This is a genomic window from Acinetobacter colistiniresistens (assembly GCF_024582815.1).
In the GTDB taxonomy this organism is placed as follows: Bacteria; Pseudomonadota; Gammaproteobacteria; order Pseudomonadales; family Moraxellaceae; genus Acinetobacter.
The window spans coordinates 2401709-2422241 of the sequence record NZ_CP102099.1 but is presented as its reverse complement, the minus strand read 5'-3'; the positions used below and the strand labels follow the sequence as shown (position 1 = coordinate 2422241).

General features: G+C 39.6%; 18 protein-coding genes, 2 pseudogenes and 1 other annotated feature. Of the genes and pseudogenes, 10 read left to right on the top strand and 10 right to left on the bottom strand.

Annotated features, from left to right (window positions below; translation table 11 throughout):
- Window positions 1–83: 83 nt before the first annotated feature.
- From NQU59_RS11615 to NQU59_RS11585, 7 genes are all read right to left on the bottom strand, one after another.
- On the bottom strand, window positions 84–350 hold the full coding sequence (locus NQU59_RS11615) for a type II toxin-antitoxin system RelE family toxin (protein WP_257063533.1): 267 nt from the start codon (window positions 348–350) through the stop codon (window positions 84–86).
- Window positions 304–588 (bottom strand): type II toxin-antitoxin system Phd/YefM family antitoxin, encoded by a 285-nt coding sequence (locus NQU59_RS11610; RefSeq protein WP_257063531.1) that lies wholly within the window; start codon window positions 586–588, stop codon window positions 304–306. The genes NQU59_RS11615 and NQU59_RS11610 overlap by 47 nt, the downstream gene beginning before the upstream one ends.
- 615 nt (window positions 589–1203) lie before the next feature.
- Window positions 1204–1587, bottom strand: coding sequence for a TonB C-terminal domain-containing protein (locus tag NQU59_RS11605; protein WP_257063530.1), 384 nt, complete (start codon window positions 1585–1587; stop codon window positions 1204–1206).
- Window positions 1584–2099, bottom strand: a complete 516-nt coding sequence (locus NQU59_RS11600) for a hypothetical protein (protein ID WP_257063529.1) — start codon at window positions 2097–2099, stop codon at window positions 1584–1586. Before NQU59_RS11600 ends, NQU59_RS11605 begins: the two co-directional genes overlap by 4 nt.
- A gap of 131 nt (window positions 2100–2230) precedes the next feature.
- Window positions 2231–2623 carry a hypothetical protein gene (locus tag NQU59_RS11595; RefSeq protein WP_257063528.1) on the bottom strand — a complete coding sequence of 131 codons (393 nt, stop codon included), beginning with the start codon at window positions 2621–2623 and terminating at the stop codon, window positions 2231–2233.
- Between the two features lie 64 nt (window positions 2624–2687).
- Window positions 2688–3020, bottom strand: coding sequence for a hypothetical protein (locus NQU59_RS11590; RefSeq protein ID WP_257063527.1), 333 nt, complete (start codon window positions 3018–3020; stop codon window positions 2688–2690).
- Window positions 3013–5295, bottom strand: coding sequence for a phage tail tip lysozyme (locus NQU59_RS11585; RefSeq protein ID WP_257063526.1), 2283 nt, complete (start codon window positions 5293–5295; stop codon window positions 3013–3015). Before NQU59_RS11585 ends, NQU59_RS11590 begins: the two co-directional genes overlap by 8 nt.
- 189 nt (window positions 5296–5484) lie before the next feature.
- On the opposite strand from NQU59_RS11585, the gene NQU59_RS11580 reads away from it, so the two are divergent.
- From NQU59_RS11580 to gcvH, 4 genes are all read left to right on the top strand, one after another.
- Window positions 5485–7332, top strand: coding sequence for an ABC transporter ATP-binding protein (locus tag NQU59_RS11580; protein WP_005241114.1), 1848 nt, complete (start codon window positions 5485–5487; stop codon window positions 7330–7332).
- Window positions 7332–7772 carry a MaoC family dehydratase gene (locus NQU59_RS11575; RefSeq protein ID WP_043973777.1) on the top strand — a complete coding sequence of 147 codons (441 nt, stop codon included), beginning with the start codon at window positions 7332–7334 and terminating at the stop codon, window positions 7770–7772. The genes NQU59_RS11580 and NQU59_RS11575 overlap by 1 nt, the downstream gene beginning before the upstream one ends.
- Before the next feature lie 128 nt (window positions 7773–7900).
- The gene (locus tag NQU59_RS11570) at window positions 7901–8926 is read left to right on the top strand and encodes an AraC family transcriptional regulator (protein ID WP_005241112.1); all 1026 of its coding nucleotides are present in this window, start codon (window positions 7901–7903) and stop codon (window positions 8924–8926) included.
- An 87-nt stretch (window positions 8927–9013) separates the two neighbouring features.
- On the top strand, window positions 9014–9388 hold the full coding sequence (gene gcvH, locus NQU59_RS11565) for a glycine cleavage system protein GcvH (RefSeq protein ID WP_005241110.1): 375 nt from the start codon (window positions 9014–9016) through the stop codon (window positions 9386–9388).
- A gap of 85 nt (window positions 9389–9473) precedes the next feature.
- On the opposite strand, the gene NQU59_RS11560 is transcribed toward gcvH, so the two are convergent.
- Window positions 9474–10628: a lytic polysaccharide monooxygenase gene (locus NQU59_RS11560; RefSeq protein ID WP_257063524.1), complete on the bottom strand. Its 1155-nt coding sequence runs from the start codon at window positions 10626–10628 to the stop codon at window positions 9474–9476.
- Window positions 10629–10858: 230 nt separating this feature from the next.
- Complete coding sequence (locus NQU59_RS11555) at window positions 10859–10993, bottom strand: hypothetical protein (RefSeq protein ID WP_257063523.1); 135 nt, start codon at window positions 10991–10993, stop codon at window positions 10859–10861.
- 472 nt (window positions 10994–11465) lie between these two features.
- Between NQU59_RS11555 and putP the strand changes: the two genes are divergently transcribed.
- Window positions 11466–12962 (top strand): sodium/proline symporter PutP, encoded by a 1497-nt coding sequence (gene putP / locus NQU59_RS11550; protein WP_257063522.1) that lies wholly within the window; start codon window positions 11466–11468, stop codon window positions 12960–12962.
- 45 nt (window positions 12963–13007) lie between these two features.
- Here putP and NQU59_RS11545 read toward each other — a convergent pair whose 3' ends face one another.
- The gene (locus NQU59_RS11545; RefSeq protein WP_005241104.1) at window positions 13008–13499 is read right to left on the bottom strand and encodes an Lrp/AsnC ligand binding domain-containing protein; all 492 of its coding nucleotides are present in this window, start codon (window positions 13497–13499) and stop codon (window positions 13008–13010) included.
- 120 nt (window positions 13500–13619) lie between these two features.
- Here NQU59_RS11545 and putA point away from each other — a divergent pair, with 120 nt between their 5' ends.
- The 5 genes and pseudogenes from putA to trmA all read left to right on the top strand — a co-directional run bounded on the left by putA (window position 13620) and on the right by trmA (window position 20461).
- Entirely contained in the window at window positions 13620–17381 is a 3762-nt protein-coding gene (gene putA / locus NQU59_RS11540; RefSeq protein ID WP_257063521.1) for a trifunctional transcriptional regulator/proline dehydrogenase/L-glutamate gamma-semialdehyde dehydrogenase, read from the top strand.
- Between the two features lie 118 nt (window positions 17382–17499).
- Window positions 17500–17787: pseudogene (locus NQU59_RS11535) on the top strand (GrpB family protein); the annotation flags it as partial.
- Between the two features lie 49 nt (window positions 17788–17836).
- Window positions 17837–19056, top strand: a protein-coding gene (locus NQU59_RS11530; RefSeq protein ID WP_107114716.1) for an IS3 family transposase whose coding sequence is annotated in 2 segments (ribosomal slippage) — window positions 17837–18113 and window positions 18113–19056 — 1221 coding nt in all. Because the reading frame shifts where the segments join, the coding sequence is not laid out codon by codon here.
- Window positions 18112–18228, top strand: a sequence feature (AL1L pseudoknot). Its footprint overlaps the gene before it by 117 nt.
- 31 nt (window positions 19057–19087) lie before the next feature.
- A pseudogene (locus NQU59_RS11525) lies at window positions 19088–19285 on the top strand (GrpB family protein); the annotation flags it as partial.
- 90 nt (window positions 19286–19375) lie between these two features.
- Window positions 19376–20461 carry a tRNA (uridine(54)-C5)-methyltransferase TrmA gene (trmA, locus tag NQU59_RS11520; RefSeq protein WP_257063520.1) on the top strand — a complete coding sequence of 362 codons (1086 nt, stop codon included), beginning with the start codon at window positions 19376–19378 and terminating at the stop codon, window positions 20459–20461.
- The last annotated feature ends 72 nt before the right edge of the window (window positions 20462–20533 follow it).

The following is a 20533-nucleotide window of genomic DNA, read 5'->3' as shown; positions in this document are numbered from 1 at the left end:
TTTAAATTCATGTAGGATCCTTAAAATAGGAGTTATAAAAATTGAAAATTAAAGAAAAAGGCCAATCAAGTCTGGCCCTATGATTAAATGTTCTTATAGATAGCATCTCGACGATCAACATCAAGAACTAATACAACTACCGTTTCATCTTTAACCTTATACACCAATCTATAACCAGCAGCTTTCAGCTTAATTTTATATAGATCAACCGATCCACTAAGCTTATTCTTGGGTATCTTAGGGTTTTCAAGTACAGCTTCCAGCTTACGAATAAACTGCTCAGCAATTTGCGGGTTTAATTTTTCAAACTTCTTTAGGGCGTTCTTTTCGAACTCTAGTTCGTAAGCCATTGATTGACACCTTAACTGTTTCAGTATCATCGACTTGTTCTGCTAGCTTTAAAAGTTCCTTATCTTCAATCAAATCCATCAGCTTTTCATACATATCAGCTGGCACACAATAGAAGGCGGGATTATTACGGTTAAGAATTGCCACAGCTTCACCAAAACCATTTCCAACTACTTCCATTGGGTTCTTTTTAAGATCAGAAACACTAGCCACAAATCGACTGTGGATTAAGTGGTTCATACCTCACCTTCATAATTTTTGTTTTGCATTAATCTGTAGCTAATTAATCAAAACCGCTCCTAAAAAGTTAAAAATGCTACATATCTTTAAGCACTATAACCCAACAAAAGACCAATCACAAGACCTATTAACAGGTCTATTATTTGGTTTAATAAAAAACTCAATCATAAAAAAGCCCACCAATCGTGAGCTTTTTTATAGTTCCAAACCCAATCAAATTATTGATTTTGCTAGCTATATTCTTTAATCAATTCTTGCATAAATTTCTCCACTCTAATATCGTTAGGTTCAGGCTGCTCAATATGAATTTTTTTTTCATAAGCTTCCTCATTAGAAAACACAAAGAAATGTTGATGCTTTTTATTTTCAGTTACAGACAGACCATGTTCTTTTAAAGTTTTTATTTGATCTCGTAAACGTGGTTCTTCACCAATGAGAATTTCTTTATATAAAGCGCTTGCTGTACTTAAAGAGTTACCTATGTTTTTATTGCTAAAAATGAATATGAAAATTATCTACCAACCTTGCAAGTTCTTCGTTCACTTTGACCCCTTTTAATCGTATTTGAATTAAGCCAACTACCCAATTAATTTTAAATGCATAAATATATTAGCTTTATCTAGCAGTAAAAGTAAACTTAAAGATATTGTTATCATCAGTCAATTTTAAATTGGGTGGCAATTTGATGGGAATAATCTCCTGAATAGCACGCTCGATGCTTTGCTTCGTTTCAAAATCCTTACTTGAAACCACGAGGTTACTGATACCGCCTTGCTCATCAAGCGTTAATACTGCTTTGGCTACCTGACCACTTGACCCAGCAGGTATATTCCATGAGCGTAAAATTTGACGTTGAATGTCTGCCTTAAAGACAGATAGTTCTACAATATCAGGATTAACTTGGATTTGCTTAGGCTTATCATCAATTGGTTTTTCTTTAGCAAATACACAACTTGCAAATAGAAAACCTATAGTTGCAATGATGAAACGACACATCATTTTTTCCCCGTAACTATTTCTTGTGCAGATCTCATTACATCATCAGTTAATTTTTTAGCTTGTTCTGACTGCTTAAAATTTTCCCAATTAACATCCTTTTTCGCTAAAGTAGATGCTAAATCTTTAAAGAGTGGTAAACATTTCTCGTTTCTAGGCACAAGGTATGAAACTGTGAACTTGTAAATTTCATTACGGCTACCACTCTGAATATATTTTAATGCATCTTGCTTTATTTTTTGCTGATGCTCTTTATAACTATTCAGAGCATCCTCTGGAGAGGTCAAATAGCCAGCATACAATGCCATCCCAACCCCACCATAAACCATAGCTTGTGATTCACGATCACTTTGCTGATTGAAAGCAGTTTTAATTAATCCAGTAGTTAGTGTACTTGATGCGCACTTTGTATACTGATCTATATTAAGTTCTTTAGTTGCTGGTTCAATCGCATAAACACTATGTGTCACACATGAAATAATAACAACAGAAGCTAATTTAAAATTATTATTCATCCCAATTCTCCATTAAAAAGCAATCCAAAACTAATAAATAAAATTACTATGTTAATTTTATTTTTAACCAAATTAATGATAATTAAACTTCTTAGCACCATCATAAGCGCCGTTTTTATAATCATGACAAATTAAAAATATAAATTAACATCACTTTCCTCAACAGCTGGAAAATCTCGAACGTTTAATTGAGTAACTTGATCTTCAATGATCATACTTGGATTACTCTTAGAACAAATAGCAATTACTTTATGTGATGCTTTATTCCACTTAATCTTATCATTACCATTCATAGATGACTGGCCACCAAGAATAGTTGCCTCAACATTCATTGTTTTACTTGAAGAAGAAATTACTTTTTTATTAAGCACTTTCCCCCACGAGCATGAATCCATATGGCATCGACCTATTGAAGTTTTGCCAAATGGAGGACTTACTTTAAATTGATCTAATTCATTTTTTGCATTGGCAGATATGCTTAATAAACAACAAGATATTAACAATGCTTGTTTAAAATTTACCATTGAATTTTTCCCCATTCCTATTTAAATAAAATTATATTGCTAGATTTTCTATTTCATCTCTTTTTTAAGTCAACATATGGCTGCATGTTTTCCTCACAAAATGTATGTGTACTATATGCATCAATTCTTTTTTAGTATCTAAAACTACATCTTTAGAAAGTTGGTCTACTGTAGCCTGTGGAATGATTTTTCTACATTCAGCTTTATCGTACATTTTTAATAAATTGGCCTTAACATTACCTTCAAAGCCGCATATATCTTCTAATAATCCATTAAACATTCCAGCAGCTAGAATTTTTTCACATCCTTTAATTTTCTCTTTATTGTTGGCTGCATAAGAAGTATTAACTATTAGTAACACTCCAACGACAAGAATTACTTTCCTAAAATTAACCATTGAATTTATCCCCCATTCCTATTCCACCTGTTATCGCATGAGCTAATATTCTATTGCTCACATTTTGGTTGATAGTATCACTATTTTGATTCTTAACAACAACTTCCTGTGGTGCGGGTGAAGTTAAGTACTCTTTAGCAGGTTGAATATTACTATCAAAATTTGGCTTGCCATAAGACAAACCAAAAGTATCGCTACGTGATGCTATTGGTTGCACTGATGATTGCATATTTAAAACAGGTACATTCGATTTTGCCTTCTGCATAATCAATTCAGCAGTTTCTGATGTTGTATTCTTAGAATTATTTACTTCACTATTTTGATCATTCTTTTTGCTTACCATATCCTCTGCAACTTTCGAATATTGATTGGCTTTATTCTCTTGAGCTTGGCTGTCGAATGGTATTCTAGTGCCATCACCTCTCCTGATTGTTTCCTGACCTCTTGCCCAGCCAAAATATGATCCACTTCCACCCAACTGTGGCCTTGCTTCCTCAATGCTAATATCTTTCTTATCTAAAAAGCCCTGTTTCCACTTTTTATTATTTTCCATTTCTAATTTAGCAAATTCAAATTGAGCCCTCAGACCCTCTTGAGTACGTTTTATTGTTCCATCTTCATTAAGCAAACCTCTGCCAGCAAGAAACTTTTCTAAGTTTTTTCTTCTATCTCCCTGCCATGAAACCATACCTAAATTGTCACCCCGAGCAGGATCTTTATGGCCTCCAAAAATGTTATCTAATCGGAAATCATTCTCACGACCAATGTCACCAAGTAACGCTATTGCTTGATTATGACTAAATCCTGCCGATGTTGCCGCATCATACATTTGACTAATAATTTGTTTTTGATTTCCTGTTACGGCTTTTGCAGCAGCGCCAAATTGTGCCGGTTCTCCACCATTAACGCCTTGCCCTCCATACTGACGGCGCATCAAATAGCTTGGGTTCGGTTGGCCGTTAAAAGTTGAATTCCATTTTTCCTTACCCCAATCAACTAAAGATTTTGCGATGCCACCTGGTGTTAAGCTAAATGCTGCACTGATCAGCTTAGATATCATCGAAGGTATATCAGCAGCGATTAATGAATCTGTCCATTGTTTGATATAAGGCGCTGCGACACTTCCGAGTTTTTCACCAATAATAGAACCAAGCCCAGCACCTGCAACCGTGCCTAATGGCCCAAATAGACTACCAATTGCCCCACCAATCAAACCGCCAGCAGTACCACCTATAGCACCTCCTTTCTCTTTGGTTGATTTGGTTTGCTCTGCCAATCGAGTACAACCTTCATGTCTAAAATCATGAAATCGTAAATCTTCAATCCCTAAAATTATGCATGCTTTCGTGAATTCTGATGCAATTGTTTTTGGATTTAATGGCACTAATAAATTCTTATCAAGGCCGCTTTTATACATTCGATTTCGAATTTCAGGTTGTTTGAACATTTCAATCACCTGTTTACATTCATGATGAACTGTAAACTCTTTGTTATTACCCAATGACCCTTTTGGGTTTTTCAAATTTTTAATAAGCCATGTTTGATTGTATTCATCAAAATTCTCAAAATACATTCGTGTCATTTCAGATTCTCTTCGACATGAAAATATAGCCAAAAGAATGATGTAATGCATCGGGTATCTACTTTGTTTATTCTCCTTCCACTTCCTAGAGAAAAACTGTAGAAGTAATTTCAATTCATTTGGGTTAGGTAGCCGGTCCCTTTTTCTACTTGGGGATATTTGACGAGTCTTTCTTAGTTGTGCAGTGGTCCTATCAAAATTATTTAAATCAATTTCCATGTCCCACATAATTGATGCATGTGATAAAACACTTCGAAGCTGCAAAAGCTCATTCTGAATTGTACTTGGGGCAACACTATTTAGCTGGAGTTTGCCGTACCCTTCTTTTCTCAAGTTAACATGGTCAGAAATATCAATAGGCTTAAGCTGTAACATCATTTTTTTAGAAATTGGCAATTTTCTTAAAAGCTTTAATGTATTTATTTTGCTTATACTATACACACCATCAACTTCAGCCAGGTACTTTTCAATAGCCTGACCAATAGACAAATTATGCGAGTTATTTTTACCTGAAAGTAACTCGGGATTTTTACTTAATTCGTTTTCTCTCTTATGTATCCAGTTTTCTGCTATTCTACGCGAACTAAATGTTTTGCTTTCTTTGAATTCTGGATAATCTTTGCGATTGATACGAATCTCAGCTCTATACCGAATTGTACCGTCTGCAAGGCTTCTAGACCTTATTGAACCCATAATTTTACGCCATTCTGTTTTTTTCCATTATGGCGTAAAATTTGGCGTAAATTAAATGTGTTTAACGCAAGATTCCACATGTTTACGCAGGTTCAAACAGAGAAACAAGTTAAGCATAAACTATTGTTTTTAAACAGTTAATTAATTATATATTTGCATTCAACAGTTTAAAGAAAAAGGAAAGAAACAATGCTGCAATGGTTTGAAAAACTAGTTGATCCTTATCCAACGAAAGACTTAAACAAACCATTACCCACCACATTTTTTGCTTTCGTTTGGCGATCTACTCAGGGAATTCGCCCCTATCTTTTTATTCTCATTGTCTGTACGGCGGCAGCAGCGTGTTTCGAAGCGTTATTCTTCTCCTATATCGGCAAACTCGTAGACTGGCTTAGCAATAGCCAACCAAGTACTTTTTTGGCAAACAATCAACAAAACCTGACCATTTTGATTAGCATTTTATTTGCCCACATCTTTTTTGTTAGCCTGCAATCCATTGTTAAACATCAAGTTTTATTCAGCAACTTCCCAATGCGGATGCGCTGGCGTTTCCATAGCTTATTACTGCAACAAAGCCTCGATTTTTTCCATACTGACTTTGCGGGTCGTCTTTCGGCCAAAGTCATGCAAACGGCTTTGGCGGTTCGCGATTTCTGGATGATTCTGGGTGACATGCTGGTCTATGTTCTGATTTATTTCATTACAATCAGCTTGGTTCTCGGTTCTATTTCGCCAATCTTGATTGTGCCTTTGGCCTTATGGCTGTTCTTATTTATTGCAATTGCAAGTTATTTTATCCCCCGCCTAGGCAAAATTTCAAAAAAACAAGCCGATGCACGTGCTGTCATGACTGGTCGCATTACCGATGCCTATACCAATATCCAGACCGTGAAATTATTTGCCCATGCTGGCCGTGAAAGCCAATACGCCAAAGAATCGATGCAGGAGTTCATGGTCACGGTTTATAAGCAAATGCGTTTAGGTGTTAAATACGAAATCGCGATCCGTTTCTTAAGTGCATTTCTATTTATTAGTGTGATTGGAACTTCTGTGTGGTTATGGACACAAGGTCAAGCAGCCATTGGCGTCATTGCGGCAACAACGGCGATGGTTCTAAAGCTGGATAGCTTGGCAGAGTTTATCATGTGGAATGTAACAATGCTGTTTGAGAATGTCGGTACCATTCAGGATGGGATGAAAACTTTAGGCAAACAAATCCAGATTCAAGATAAAAAAGATGCTTCTACCTTAGTCGTCACGCATGGTGAAATCCGCTTTGAAGATGTAAGCTTTGCTTATAATCAAAAAAATGTCATTGAGCACTTCAACCTCACCATTAAACCAGGTGAAAAAATTGGGATTGTAGGTCGTTCTGGTGCAGGTAAATCAACGTTAATTCAACTGCTACTGCATTTTTATGACATCAACCAAGGTCGTATTTTAATTGATGGTCAAAATATCCATGATGTAACCCAAGATAGCTTACGTGCCAATATAGCCTTAGTCACTCAGGATACGTCTTTATTACATCGTACAGTTGCGGAAAACATTAAATATGGCCGCCCCAATGCAACAGAATCAGAGGTTCAACTTGCAGTTCAAAAAGCCAAGGCCGAAGAGTTTATTCCGCAACTCACCGATCAAAAAGGACGTATGGGTTATGACGCCTATGTCGGTGAGCGCGGTGTTAAGCTTTCTGGCGGTCAACGTCAACGAATTGCGATTTCACGTGTCTTCCTAAAAGATGCACCCATTTTAATTTTGGATGAAGCCACCAGTGCACTTGATTCAGAGGTCGAATCTGCGATTCAAAGCAGTTTAAATGACCTAATGGTTGGCAAAACAGTCATTGCAATTGCGCACCGTTTATCTACTATTGCGCAAATGGATCGCCTTATTGTTCTGGATCAGGGAAGAATTGCAGAACAAGGGACACATGAAGAATTAATTGCTAATGATGGCTTGTATGCACAACTCTGGAAACGACAAACAGGTGGTTTTCTAGTTGAACAGCAAGCGACTCAGGACACAGAGTAATGTTGTATTTAGAAGATTTAAATATTGGAGATCATTTCATTAGTCGTGAATATGAAATGACCCGTGAAGAAATTAAACAGTTTGCTGGACAGTACGACCCCCAACCTTTTCATTTAGATGAGCAAGCTGCAGAACAACATCCAATTTTTCAAGGTTTGGCCGCAAGCGGTTGGCATACTTCCGCAGTGGCCATGCGTTTATGGACAGAATGTTTTCCAATCGCAGGTGGCCTCTTAGGTACTGAATCAAGTTTGCGTTGGCCTCGTCCAACCCGTGCAGGTGATAAAATTCATGTAGAAATTGAAATCACCGCGATCACCCCCTCTAAAACAAAAAATGATCGGGGTATCGTCAGCTATGTGACACAAGCTTTGAACCAGCATGGTGATGTGCTATTAATATCGACAACCAAAATTATGGTCTTTAGAAAGCCCACTTGATTGTTGAACATTCAGTGACTCTTTTGTCCAACAATTTTTATGATTGATTATTTTATTTCATGTAAAGATGTTTAAGACTTAAATGTTTAAAAGATATTGGCAAAATTGATGAGCGCCACGGAAAGCACATGAAAACAACCACAACTCGTCAAGATCAAGGAATACCAGGTGTCTATGGCTTATTGCTCTTAGACGTGGTTTCTCGCTGGGGATATAGCGATGAAACATTGTTTGCACCGTTTCATTTAACCAGCGAACAACTGGCTGATCCGAATTTCAGAATTCCAACACCCATTGCGAATGAACTGGTGAAACACTCTTTGCGCCTGACAGGTGAAAGCACCCTTGGCTTTCACCTAGGAACGCAAATGCGGATTTCCATTCATGGCTTTATTGGCTATGCCATTATGACGGCGCATGACATTACCGATGCCATTGCACTGGCAAGCCGGTTTATTCAGTTACGCCTGCCCTTTTTGCAGCTTTATTTTTCTACTTTTGGACCTAAAGCAACTCTACAGCTACAATGCGATATTGAAGTTGAGCCATTACGCACTGAAATTATTTTAGGCCTGACCATTGGTATTATGACCATGGCCAAAGCCCTCACTGGCATTGAAGATCTAAGAGGTGAGGTCGATTTGGACTTCGCTGAACCCGCTGGCTTTGAAAAATATAAAGATAAATTGAGCAGCAGCATTCGTTTTAATCAACCGCATTTAATTTCCAGCTTCGATAAAAAATATCTAGGCTTAAAGATGGTCAATGCAGACCCAATTGCCAGTCAAATCGCAATCAACCAGTGCGAAACAGAGTTGTCTGCTTTAGGTGAGCGTCGCCGTTTAGCCATGCGTGTCCGTGATATCCTGACAAATTCAGAACAGCATTATTTAAGTATTGAAAGTGTGGCTGAGCGCTTGCACATGTCAGACCGAACCCTTAAACGCCAACTTGCGGCCGAGGGCACCTCCTTCTCGACTTTAGTAGATGAAGTACGTTATCGTCATGCCACCTCACTGCTCTCTCGAACCGATTATAGTCTGGAACAAATCGCAGATGAATTGGGCTACTCAGATGTCGCCAACTTTAGCCGTGCCTTTAAGCGCTGGAGTGGCCGTAGTCCAAGTAACTGGCGTAAAGACCCTTACTTATAATTTCTTCAGACTCGAAAGCTTTTGTTTTTATTGAAAAGCATGTATAAACCAAATAAAAATGATACGACAGATTGTTAAGGAGTTGTCATGAATCATCCAGCAGAATTGAAATATGCACGTACGCATGAGTGGGTAAGAATCGAGGGTGACCTTGTTGTGACGGGAATTACTGACCATGCTCAAGATGAGTTGGGTGATTTAGTCTATGTGGAAACGCCAGAAGTTGGCAGCCACGTTACAGCGACTGAACAAGCAGGCATTGTTGAATCAGTCAAAACAGCCTCTGATATTCACGCACCAGTGTCTGGAACAGTGGTTGAAGTCAATACTGATCTTGAAGATGATCCTGATTTTGTCAATGATGAACCTTATGGCAAAGGCTGGATTTATAAAATCAAACCAGACAATATGGCTGACGTAGACAAGCTGCTTTCAAACAGCGAATATGAATCAGGTTTATAATTGCTGATTGATAAATATCGCCTGATATTGCCAAGTAAAAACCGAGTTATATACTAACTCGGTTTTTTATTTTCTAAAACATAGACTATTTTATTAGGATCCAAGCATCTTGCCAGTTCGAGCCTGTCACAGGGACATATTGATGGGCTCGAACTGTACACCAACCGCTATAAGGGAATGGCTTACACTGATAAATTCGCCCATCGCTGCCCAATACTTTGGTGCCAGCTTTATATGTACTGATATTTTTTGGATAAACAAAATCATAAGAACCACCACTGCTTGGTGAACGTTCAATTTTAATCTCAACCCGCTGAATCCCGCTGTTTAAACTACTATAAACATCATTCTTACCCGCGGCAGGAATAATATCCCCATTACTATTTTTAATACCTGCACGTAAGGCACTATGTTCCCGATTAATGGCTTCTGCCAATAAACGCGGCCAAACATTTCGACTGCCATTGGCAATCGTTGTAATCCGTAATTCTGTTTTTAGATTCGAATTTTCACCAGTGTTATCAAAAACGCGTGTTGATACGCGATCATTTGGTAATAAGTCATCCAGCGGATTGATATCGCCAATATCATTCCAACTTTTAACCGGTTTCGATGGTTGTGGGTCCACTGGTGTTGTTGGGCTACCTGAACCAACATTGACATCAATAACATTGTAAAATGCATTGCTGGTATCACCGATATCCCATACAGCCAAAATTACATGATAACCATTTCGGTCTGTAGGCACATTACAACGGTGCGTCACCATGCTGGCAGGTTTTTGATATTTACCATCTATTGTACAAAAGGGATTGAGATCAAAAGAACTGCGTGCCAATGGCATTGAAGGATTCCATCCTTGTTTGGTCATAAAGTAACGCCAGCCCTGCGTAACATGTGCAGCAGTCAATTGCCAAGTAAAATCATTCGCTCCAGTAGGCAAATTTGTTTTAACCCAGCGCGTTGCAGATTGTGCATTCAACTCAGAAAATTGACTCAAATTGGCATTGGCAATCTGTCCATCTGGTGGACCTGATTGTGGGAAACCTTTGGGCGCTTCTAAACTTTGAGGCTCCCAAACAATGCTGCCACATTGACTATTTTTGTTCAACTTACATGCATAAGCCCGTGACTCAGGTTGAAGCACATAGCCATGTGCAAAAACCAATGTAGGCACCGTGGGCAGAACCAAGATTCCAATCGAAATTAAATTACATTGAATGAAGTGACGAATCATCATTATTTTCACCTTATTTATTTCACTTATTTATTGTTGTTAAGCATCGGTGTTTAAAAACACCCCTTAGACCATAGGTCAGCCGATGGCTCAAGACAACCACCTCCTCTGTAATGATCTGTAAGAGCTCAGTTGAATGGATCACAGGAATATAAAGTTATGCTGACTGAATCAAATTATTGAATAGCTCCGTTATTTTTAGCTTAATCAAAAAAATTCGAATTGAATGCGAGCTAGGTCAGTAAACCACGGCACAACACCATCGCTTGAATAATTTTATTCTTAGCTATACACGGGTTATCAATTTCATCGTATAAGGCATAACCCTGCACCAGACCCAATCTGCTAAGAATTTTTAGCTGATCCATCACAATATCTATTCTTAGAAAAGTCTCCAACAGCGTAATGAATCGGTATGAAATACTCCAAATCAATTTTTATTAGCAAAACGACTTCACGTTATATTTTTATAAATGAACTTCGCTAAATTGTTGCCTTTGTTACGTTGTGTGTCATCTTTTTTGATCGGTTTTTAGTCCTGTGGTTTTAATCTACAGATGTACATTTTTTAAATTGTAACGTTTAAACACATTGTGCTTTATTTTTAAACATCATATTTTGTTTTTTGATGGAAAAAATCTATTTTTAGATTAAAAGTTTAAGTTTCATAGGTTTATTTTAAATTACACAAACAATACAAATAGAATACATAATCATAACAGTATTTTAAAAATCATTTATGCTTGAATCTGTGACCTTATCAATCCCAAGAATAGTCAATCATTTTTAGCTATTCGGGTGTGATTGCAAATTATGGATATGTAAGGACAGGCATCCATTATGAATTTTTCTAATCCCACAGTTGTTATCTTCGTGGTCTATATTCTGGCCATGCTCGGCATCGGTTTATACGCCTATTTTTCTACCAAAAATCTTGATGATTATATTCTTGGAGGCCGAAGTCTAGGCAGTTTTGTTACCGCGTTGTCTGCAGGTGCATCCGATATGAGTGGTTGGTTGCTCATGGGCTTACCTGGTGCCATTTACTTAACAGGATTATCAGAGTCATGGATTGCAATCGGTCTGATTATTGGTGCATGGCTAAACTGGTACTTGGTTGCTGGACGTTTACGTGTACACACTGAAGTCCAAAACAATGCCCTGACCTTACCGGATTATTTTACTGGTCGTTTTGATGACCAGAAAAAAATCTTACGCGTCACATCTGCATTGATTATTCTTGTCTTCTTTGCGATTTATTGTGCTTCTGGCATGGTCGCTGGCGCACGTTTATTCGAAACTTTATTCCAGTTACCGTATAGCACAGCATTATGGCTCGGTGCATTTGCAACAATTGGTTATGTATGTATTGGTGGTTTTCTTGCCATCAGCTGGACTGATACTTTCCAAGCTGGTCTAATGATTTTTGCCTTATTGCTGCTTCCAATCGTGACTTACATGTCTCTAGGCATCGGCATGGAAGAGTTTACTGCTGTTGTTGAAAGTGTGCGTCCACATGCATTTGATTTTGCTTCAAACTTAAGTGTTGTCGCGATTCTTTCAGCTGCTGCTTGGGGTTTAGGTTATTTTGGTCAGCCACACATTCTTGTCCGCTTTATGGCTGCTGATTCGGTAAAATCAATTCCAGCCGCACGCCGTATCGGTATGACATGGATGGCGCTTTGTTTAGCAGGGGCCGTAGGATCAGGCTTTATCGGTATCGCTTATTTCCAAATGCATCCTGAACTTGCAGCAGCCGTATCTAGTAACCCTGAAACAGTATTCATGGAACTTACCAAGATCCTGTTCAACCCATGGGTTGTTGGTGTGATTCTTGCTGCGATTTTGTCTGCAATCATGAGTACATTGAGCTGTCAGTTATTGGTATGTTCAAGTGCTTTAACTGAAGATTTGTACAAAGGCTTTATCCGTAAAAATGCATCTCAAAAAGAGCTGGTTTGGGTTGGCCGTGCTATGGTGATTGCTGTTGCAATGCTTGCGCTTGCGCTTGCTCAGAACCCTGAAAGTAAGGTACTTGGCTTGGTTGCATATGCATGGGCGGGTTTCGGTGCCGCGTTTGGCCCACTCATCATCCTTTCATTGTTCTGGAAACGTATGACCTTAAACGGCGCATTGGTGGGTATGGTTGTGGGTGCCCTCACTGTAATCCTGTGGAAAAACTTCTTCGGTTACACAGGCATCTACGAAATTATTCCGGGCTTCGCTTTTGCATTAATCAGCATTGTTGTGGTGAGCTTACTGGGTAAAGCACCAAATGCAGCTGTAACAAGCCGCTTTGAACAAGCTGATGAAATCTATGCACGTGAAATGAAATAATTCTGATGAATAAATTAAGGGGCCTTCGGGCCCCTTTTGTTTTGCTTAAAATTTGGCGCGTGATTTAATTTTTATTTTGGAGCTATCTTTTACCACCTGCATAACGGGATAGCTACGCGTTTCCTTAACCCCAGGGAGCTGCCACAGTATTTGCCCCGCAATACGACGAAACTCCTCCATGCCTGCGCTACGTAGTTTAATCAGGAAGTCAAAACCGCCACTGACCATATGGCATTCCACAATTTCTGGATATTGGGTTACCGCATCAATAAAATCATCCAAGACATGCGGCGTGGTTTTATCCAGTAGCACCTCTACAAAGACCAAAAAGTTTGCGTTTAGCTTATTTGGGTTAAGCTTTGCCTCATATCCCAAAATAAATTCATCCTTTGTCAACTTCTGGACGCGTGCCATCACCGCAGTCGGTGAAAGGTTCACGAGTTCTGCCAATTTACTGTTGGAAATCCTTCCATCTGCTTGAAGAATATCCAGAATTTTTAGATCAGTTCGATCTAGTGCATAAATAGGGCCATTCAACTGAATTTTCCTCTAAAAAATAAGTAAATTATAGTGAGTTACTCGGGATTTATTCTGTAATCATAAATTATCTAAACCTCTCTGCTCAATATGTTTTAGAGATTGTTATTGGAATTTAGTATGAATACATTGGATACTCCCGCACAAATGGACACAGCTCACACAAATGGTTATATCACCGAATTTAAAGAAAAAAGTGAGTTTGAGCAACGCATTAATACGGCATGGCGTCGTGCAGAGCCTGAAGCAGTCGCTGTACTTGCTGAAGCAGCAAATATCTCCCCTGAACTTGATCATAAAATTTATGAGCTTGCATTTAGCCTAGCGCATAATTTACGTGAGCGTAAAAGCTCGGCTGGTAAAGCTGGTATCGTTCAAGGTCTACTGCAAGAATTCTCACTTTCTTCACAAGAAGGTGTGGCATTGATGTGCTTGGCCGAAGCCTTACTTCGTATTCCAGATACAGCAACCCGTGATTTATTGATTCGTGACAAAATCAACCAAGGTAACTGGAAAGAACACGTTGGTCAAAGTAACTTGATGTTCGTGAACGCGGCAGCTTGGGGTTTGATGTTAACTGGTAAGTTAATGGAAACACCAAAGCAAACCAGCTTATCCAGTGTTTTAACCGGTCTATTGGCACGCAGTGGCCGCGGTATCATCCGTAAAGCGGTTGACGTTGCTATGCGCATGATGGGTGAGCAATTCGTTACCGGTGAAACCATCGGTGAAGCACTTGAACACGCAAAACCATTTGAGCACAAAGGTTTCCGTTATTCATATGACATGTTGGGTGAAGCTGCGCTCACTGAACATGATGCGGAACGCTATTACAACGACTACACGCAAGCCATTCATGCGATTGGCAAAGCATCAAACGGTCGTGGTGTTTATGATGGCCCAGGTATCTCAATCAAGCTTTCTGCTTTGCACCCACGTTATCAACGTGCACAGATCGACCGTGTTCATCACGAACTTTATAACAAAGTGTTCGAACTTGCTTGCTTGGCAAAACAATACGACATCGGTTTAAACATCGATGCCGAAGAATCTGAACGTTTAGAAATTTCACTCGAGTTACTTGAGCGCTTATGTTTCGAACCAAAACTTGCCAACTGGAAAGGCATTGGTTTCGTCATTCAGGCCTACCAAAAACGTTGTTTCTACGTTGTTGATTATATCGTTGATCTTGCAAAACGCAGTAACAAACGTTTGATGATCCGTTTGGTGAAAGGTGCGTACTGGGACAGCGAAATCAAGAAAGCGCAAATTGATGGTATGACAGACTACCCTGTGTTTACCCGTAAAGTTCACACCGACTTGTCTTACATTGCGTGTGCGAAAAAATTACTTGCTGCACCCGATCAAGTGTATCCACAGTTTGCAACACACAATGCACAATCACTTGCAACGATTTATAACCTTGCTGATCCAAGTAAATACTACCCGGGTCAATACGAGTTCCAATGCTTGCACGGTATGGGTGAGCCATTGTACGAGCAAGTTGTCGGGGCTAAAGAAGATGGCAAATTAGGTGTTCCATGTCGTGTTTACGCACCAGTGGGTAACCATGAAACCTTATTGGCTTACTTGGTACGTCGTTTACTTGAAAATGGTGCAAATACATCGTTCGTAAACCGTATTGCAGATAAGACCTTAAAAGTTGAAGACTTGATCCAGTCTCCAATCAAAGACATTCAAACTGCTGCGAAAGACGAAGGTCAGCTCGGCTTAAAACACCCTGCAATCCCGCTTCCGCATAATCTTTACCCATTACGTCCAAACTCAAATGGTTTTGATCTCAATAACGATCAACCATTGGCAGACTTGGATGCGACTGCACAGAAATTGCGTAGCCAGATTTGGAAAAGTGCACCTTTACTTGGTTTTGAATCAACAGTTCATGACGAAAGTAATGCACTTGCAATTACAAACCCAGCTCAAAACAGCGAAGTGGTTGGTTATGTCAATGAAGCAACCAGTGCTGATGTGCAACTGGCGCTAGAAGCAGCGGTTCAAGCTGAACAAAGCTGGGCTGCAACCGATAAAGTTGAACGCGCTGCTTGTTTAAAACGCGCTGCTGACTTGATGGAAGCACGCATTCAAGAATTGATGGTATTACTTTGCCGCGAAAGTGGTAAAACCTATGCCAATGCCATTGCTGAAGTCCGTGAAGCGGTAGATTTCTTACGTTACTACGCAACTCAAATCGAAGCTTTACCAGTAAATGCACAAGTGAAGCCATTAGGTACCGTATTGTGTATTAGCCCATGGAACTTCCCTCTTGCGATTTTCTCTGGTCAGATTGCAGCGGCATTGGTCAGTGGTAACTGTGTGATTGCCAAACCTGCGGAACAAACTCCACTGATCGCAGCTCAAGCTGTTCAAATGCTTTGGGAAGCTGGTGTGCCACACGGCGCTGTGCAACTTCTTCCAGGTCGTGGTGAAACGGTTGGTGCTCAATTAAGCCAAGATGATCGTATCCAAGGGATCATGTTCACAGGTTCGACTGAAGTTGCAAAAATCTTGCAAAAGACAGTTGCAAAACGTTTATCTCCAAATGGCCAACCAATTCCGTTAATTGCGGAAACAGGTGGTCAAAATGCGATGATCGTAGACTCTTCTGCACTCACTGAACAAGTCGTTCTTGATGTTGTAAGCTCTGCATTTGACAGTGCGGGTCAACGTTGTTCTGCACTTCGTATCTTATGTGTTCAAGAAGATAGCGCTGCAACCGTGATTAAAATGTTGAAAGGTGCGATGCAACAGTTGATCGTTGGCAATCCTGCGATCTTAAAAACTGACATTGGGCCTGTAATCGACACTGAAGCAAAACAAACCATCGATACACACATTCAAAAGATGAAATCTAAGGGTTACCCTGTTCATCAATTAATGTTTAACGATGCAGTGAGCCAACAAGCCCTTGCACAAGGTACTTTTGTTCCTCCTACAGCAATCGAATTACCAAACCTTGACGACTTAGAACGCGAAGTGTTTGGTCCAGTCTTGCACATCATTACTTATAAGTATGGTGAACTTGAGCAATTGATCGACCGTATCAATGCTAAAGGTTATGGCTTAACCATGGGTCTACACACACGTATCGATGAAACCATTAATACGGTTATTCAACGTGCGGAAGTCGGTAACTTATATATCAACCGCAATATCGTAGGTGCAGTGGTCGGCGTACAACCATTTGGTGGTGAAGGCTTATCGGGTACAGGTCCGAAAGCAGGTGGTCCGCTTTATATGTACCGCTTGATGGAACATTGTTCAGAGAAAGTATTGGCAACACCGTTTGCGGTGAAAGCTGAAATCTCTCAGTTTGATGCGGTATCAAATGTTGCTTATCAAAGCTTATTGTCTTGGGCAAACCAAAACATGCCACAAGCAATTACAACGATCCCAGCATTTGGTGTAGGTAAGTTCTACGAGTTGCAAGGGCCAACAGGTGAAAGCAACCAATACATTATCTTGCCACGTCACCGTGTGTTGTCGATTGCCAATGATGAAGCAAGTCAGTTACAGCAATTACTTGCGATTTTCTCCGTCAGCAGTACTGCGGCTGTGTTGAAAGACAATGAGTTCTTGGCAAAACACAAAGCGTCTTTACCTAAAGATGTCTTAGATGCAATCACTGTGATTTCAAATGTTGAAAAAGATGCGTTTGATGCCGTTCTTCATCATGGTTCTGTTGAACAGTTGCAAGACTTGCAAACTAAGGTTGCGAACCGTTCAGGTGCGATTGTAGGGATTACCCAACTTCAAGCAAATGAGCAAATTCCTTTAGAACGTCTTGTTATTGAACGTGCGATCAGTGTGAATACCGCTGCTGCTGGTGGTAATGCAAGCTTGATGACTTTATCTGAAGATTAATTTTAACCTTTCCGAGAGATATTAAGTCTCTCAATGACCCGAATCATGTTTACATGGTTCGGGTTTTTTATTATGTTCTAGATCATCTTATTCCTAGTATAAAAATGAGACTATTTAGATGCAGTTTTTATCAGCTCCTGAATATCAACCCAATTGCGCTCTGCTTTTTGAAGATTATAAAAATAAGATCCAGCAGCTCACACCTTATGCCGTTATTGAACATATTGGTTCATCCGCTATTCCCAATGCAATTTCAAAAGGTGATCTTGATATTTATATCGGAGTCCCAGCTCACCACTTTATTGATGCTATTCAACAATTACAACAGCTTCACTTTAAAGAAAAACTTAATACATTGCGTACCCATGAACTGTGTATGTTGGAATCGTTAGAACATGACGTCGCTGAACCGTACCGGGTTTGTCGGAGACTCAATATTCTGAGAGACTATTCCGATGAAAAAACCAAACTATACCCCCGAAATTAGAGAAAGAGCGGTTCAATTACTAATTGAATCTGAAAAAGATTATCCATCGAATTGGGCAGCAGTTTCCGCAATTGCTCCTAAAATTGGCTGTACTCCTGAAACACTTCGTGTTTGGTATCAAAAATACTTAGATCAACAAAATCCCGCCAAAGTACAACAGGTATCTGACCAAGAAAAAATGAAGCAAATGGAACGTGAAATTAAAGAATTAAAACGTGCCAATGAAATTCTACGTAAAGCAGCCGCTTTTTTCGCCCAGGCGGAGCTCGACCGCCCACACAAATAATGGTGGATTTTATCCATAACAATAAGGCGTTATATGGTGTTGAAGCGATTTGTAGAATTTTACCGATTGCAGCTTCGACCTATTATCGGGCTTTAGATTTCGTTGATAACCCAGAACATCGAGCGAAACGTGCTCTGCATGATTTACATCATGCAGAGCAAATCAAACGTATTTGGAAAGAAAGTTCAGGTCGATATGGTGTACGTAAAGTTTGGCAAAAATTGAAACGTGAGGGTTATGTTATTGCACGTTGTACAGTTGCTCGATTGATGCAAAAGCTAGGTATACAAGGTGTTTGGCGTGGTAAGAATAAACAAACCACCCGTAGCCGAGATGATCAAAAACGAGCAGATGATTTAGTGAAACGGAATTTTAGTGCTGATCGACCTGACCAATTATGGGTCAGTGACTTTACGTATATTCAAACACATTCAGGCTGGGTCTATACCGCCTTTATTATTGATGTGTTCTCACGAGCAATTGTTGGATGGAAAGTATCTACACGGATGAATACAGATATGGTGCTCGATGCATTGGAGCAAGCATTGCACGATCGAGGCATGCCAAAGAATGTGATTCATCATTCCGATAGAGGTGTTCAATATCTTTCTATTCGCTATACCAATCGTTTAGATGCTGCAAATTTACGAGCATCAGTCGGTACGACAGGTGATTCATACGATAATGCTCTGGCTGAAACGGTGAATGGCTTATACAAAACAGAGGTGATTGAATATTTAAAAGCAGATTGGCAAGGTTTAGCAGATGTACAACTTGCGACACTAAACTGGGTAGATTGGTTCAATAAAAAGCGTGTACACAGTGCACTGGGTTATGTATCGCCTTTTGAGTTTGAAGCAATGTACTATGATAAGATTAACCCGTTAGGTCAGGTGGCCTAACTTAAATAAAAAAGTCTCCGACAAACCCGGTACGGTTCACGCCTTACAAATCGTGGTAACGGGCTCAATATTTGAAGACTTTTTAACTTTTCGCGATCACTTAAGGCAATCCCCTGATTTAGTCACTCAATATAATGCGCTGAAACATCACTGCGAGGGAATGAGCCAAGATCAATACCGCGAAATCAAATCGAATTTTATTCAACAGGTGTTAAAGCAAGAAGTTTAATACAACACAGTGTTTGCATAATTTCCTGCACCTGATTGCGCTTTTTTGATACCATTCCCGTTTTAGATTTCACCTGTAGTTTTCTTTTTTATGACCCTATCTTACCCACAGCAACTTCAAGAGAAAGTTGAACGCATTACCGCACAATTTGCCCCGTTCAATCCGCCTGCTTTAGAAGTGTTTCAATCACCTGAACAACATTTCCGTATGCGTGCAGAATTTCGGATCTGGCATACCGAAGATGATCTGTTCTACGCCATGTTTGAACGTGCTGAAGATGGTAAGCAAAAAGAAGTTGTTCGTGTGGATACATTTCCCATCGCAGATCAAAGCATTAATGATTTAATGCCACGCCTATTAGAAGAATTAAAAGCAGTCCCGATCCTATCGCAACGAGTTTTTGAAGCTGACTTTCTCTCGACCTTAAGTGGAGAGATGCTGGTCACGCTGATTTATCATCGCAAATTAGATGCCGAATGGGAAACAGCGGCCAAAACACTTGCTGAAAAACTGAATATTAAGATTATGGGCCGTAGTCGTGGCCAAAAAGTGATTATTGGCGATGACTACGTGGTTGAACAACTGAATGTTCACGGTCGCACCTTTAAATACAAACAAATTGAAAGCAGCTTCACTCAACCAAACGCACAAGTATGCCAACATATGCTGGAATGGGCTTGTGACGCAGCGGAAGCTTCAGAAAAAGATCTGTTAGAATTGTACTGTGGTAATGGTAACTTCACTCTGCCACTGTCGTTGAAATTTAAGCGTGTACTTGCAACTGAACTTGCTAAATCTTCAGTCTATGCCGCGCAATGGAACATTGAGCAAAACCAGATCGAAAATATACAGGTAGCTCGCTTATCTGCTGAGGAATTCACACAAGCCTATCAAGGCGAACGTGAGTTTAGACGCTTGCAAGAAGCTGAAATCGACATTCAGAGCTATGACTTTGACACGGTATTTGTTGACCCACCACGTGCGGGAATTGATGATGAAACCTTGAAGTTACTACAAGGCTTTGAGCGTATTCTGTATATCTCATGTAATCCAGATACCCTGCATGACAATTTAAAAACCCTGACACAAACGCATCGTATTGTGAAGTTTGCCATGTTCGATCAATTCCCATTTACCCATCATGTGGAATCAGGTGTTTTACTTGAAAAAATTTAAACAAATTATTTCAACGTAACAGTAAATCATAAAGGGTTCGAGTAACCCTTTATTTTTATTCAAAGAATAATT

What these genes read in the sequence shown, in the direction of transcription:
- putA (WP_257063521.1), top strand. Translation starts at nt 13,620, where the DNA reads ATGAATACATTGGATACTCCCGCACAAATGGACACAGCTCACACAAAT.
- trmA (WP_257063520.1), top strand. Translation starts at nt 19,376, where the DNA reads ATGACCCTATCTTACCCACAGCAACTTCAAGAGAAAGTTGAACGCATT.
- NQU59_RS11585 (WP_257063526.1), bottom strand. Translation starts at nt 5,295, where the DNA reads ATGGGTTCAATAAGGTCTAGAAGCCTTGCAGACGGTACAATTCGGTAT.
- NQU59_RS11605 (WP_257063530.1), bottom strand. Translation starts at nt 1,587, where the DNA reads ATGATGTGTCGTTTCATCATTGCAACTATAGGTTTTCTATTTGCAAGT.
- NQU59_RS11555 (WP_257063523.1), bottom strand. Translation starts at nt 10,993, where the DNA reads ATGGATCAGCTAAAAATTCTTAGCAGATTGGGTCTGGTGCAGGGTTAT.
- NQU59_RS11600 (WP_257063529.1), bottom strand. Translation starts at nt 2,099, where the DNA reads ATGAATAATAATTTTAAATTAGCTTCTGTTGTTATTATTTCATGTGTG.
- NQU59_RS11590 (WP_257063527.1), bottom strand. Translation starts at nt 3,020, where the DNA reads ATGGTTAATTTTAGGAAAGTAATTCTTGTCGTTGGAGTGTTACTAATA.
- NQU59_RS11595 (WP_257063528.1), bottom strand. Translation starts at nt 2,623, where the DNA reads ATGGTAAATTTTAAACAAGCATTGTTAATATCTTGTTGTTTATTAAGC.
- NQU59_RS11570 (WP_005241112.1), top strand. Translation starts at nt 7,901, where the DNA reads ATGAAAACAACCACAACTCGTCAAGATCAAGGAATACCAGGTGTCTAT.
- NQU59_RS11580 (WP_005241114.1), top strand. Translation starts at nt 5,485, where the DNA reads ATGCTGCAATGGTTTGAAAAACTAGTTGATCCTTATCCAACGAAAGAC.
- NQU59_RS11610 (WP_257063531.1), bottom strand. Translation starts at nt 588, where the DNA reads ATGAACCACTTAATCCACAGTCGATTTGTGGCTAGTGTTTCTGATCTT.
- gcvH (WP_005241110.1), top strand. Translation starts at nt 9,014, where the DNA reads ATGAATCATCCAGCAGAATTGAAATATGCACGTACGCATGAGTGGGTA.
- NQU59_RS11615 (WP_257063533.1), bottom strand. Translation starts at nt 350, where the DNA reads ATGGCTTACGAACTAGAGTTCGAAAAGAACGCCCTAAAGAAGTTTGAA.
- NQU59_RS11560 (WP_257063524.1), bottom strand. Translation starts at nt 10,628, where the DNA reads ATGATGATTCGTCACTTCATTCAATGTAATTTAATTTCGATTGGAATC.
- NQU59_RS11575 (WP_043973777.1), top strand. Translation starts at nt 7,332, where the DNA reads ATGTTGTATTTAGAAGATTTAAATATTGGAGATCATTTCATTAGTCGT.
- putP (WP_257063522.1), top strand. Translation starts at nt 11,466, where the DNA reads ATGAATTTTTCTAATCCCACAGTTGTTATCTTCGTGGTCTATATTCTG.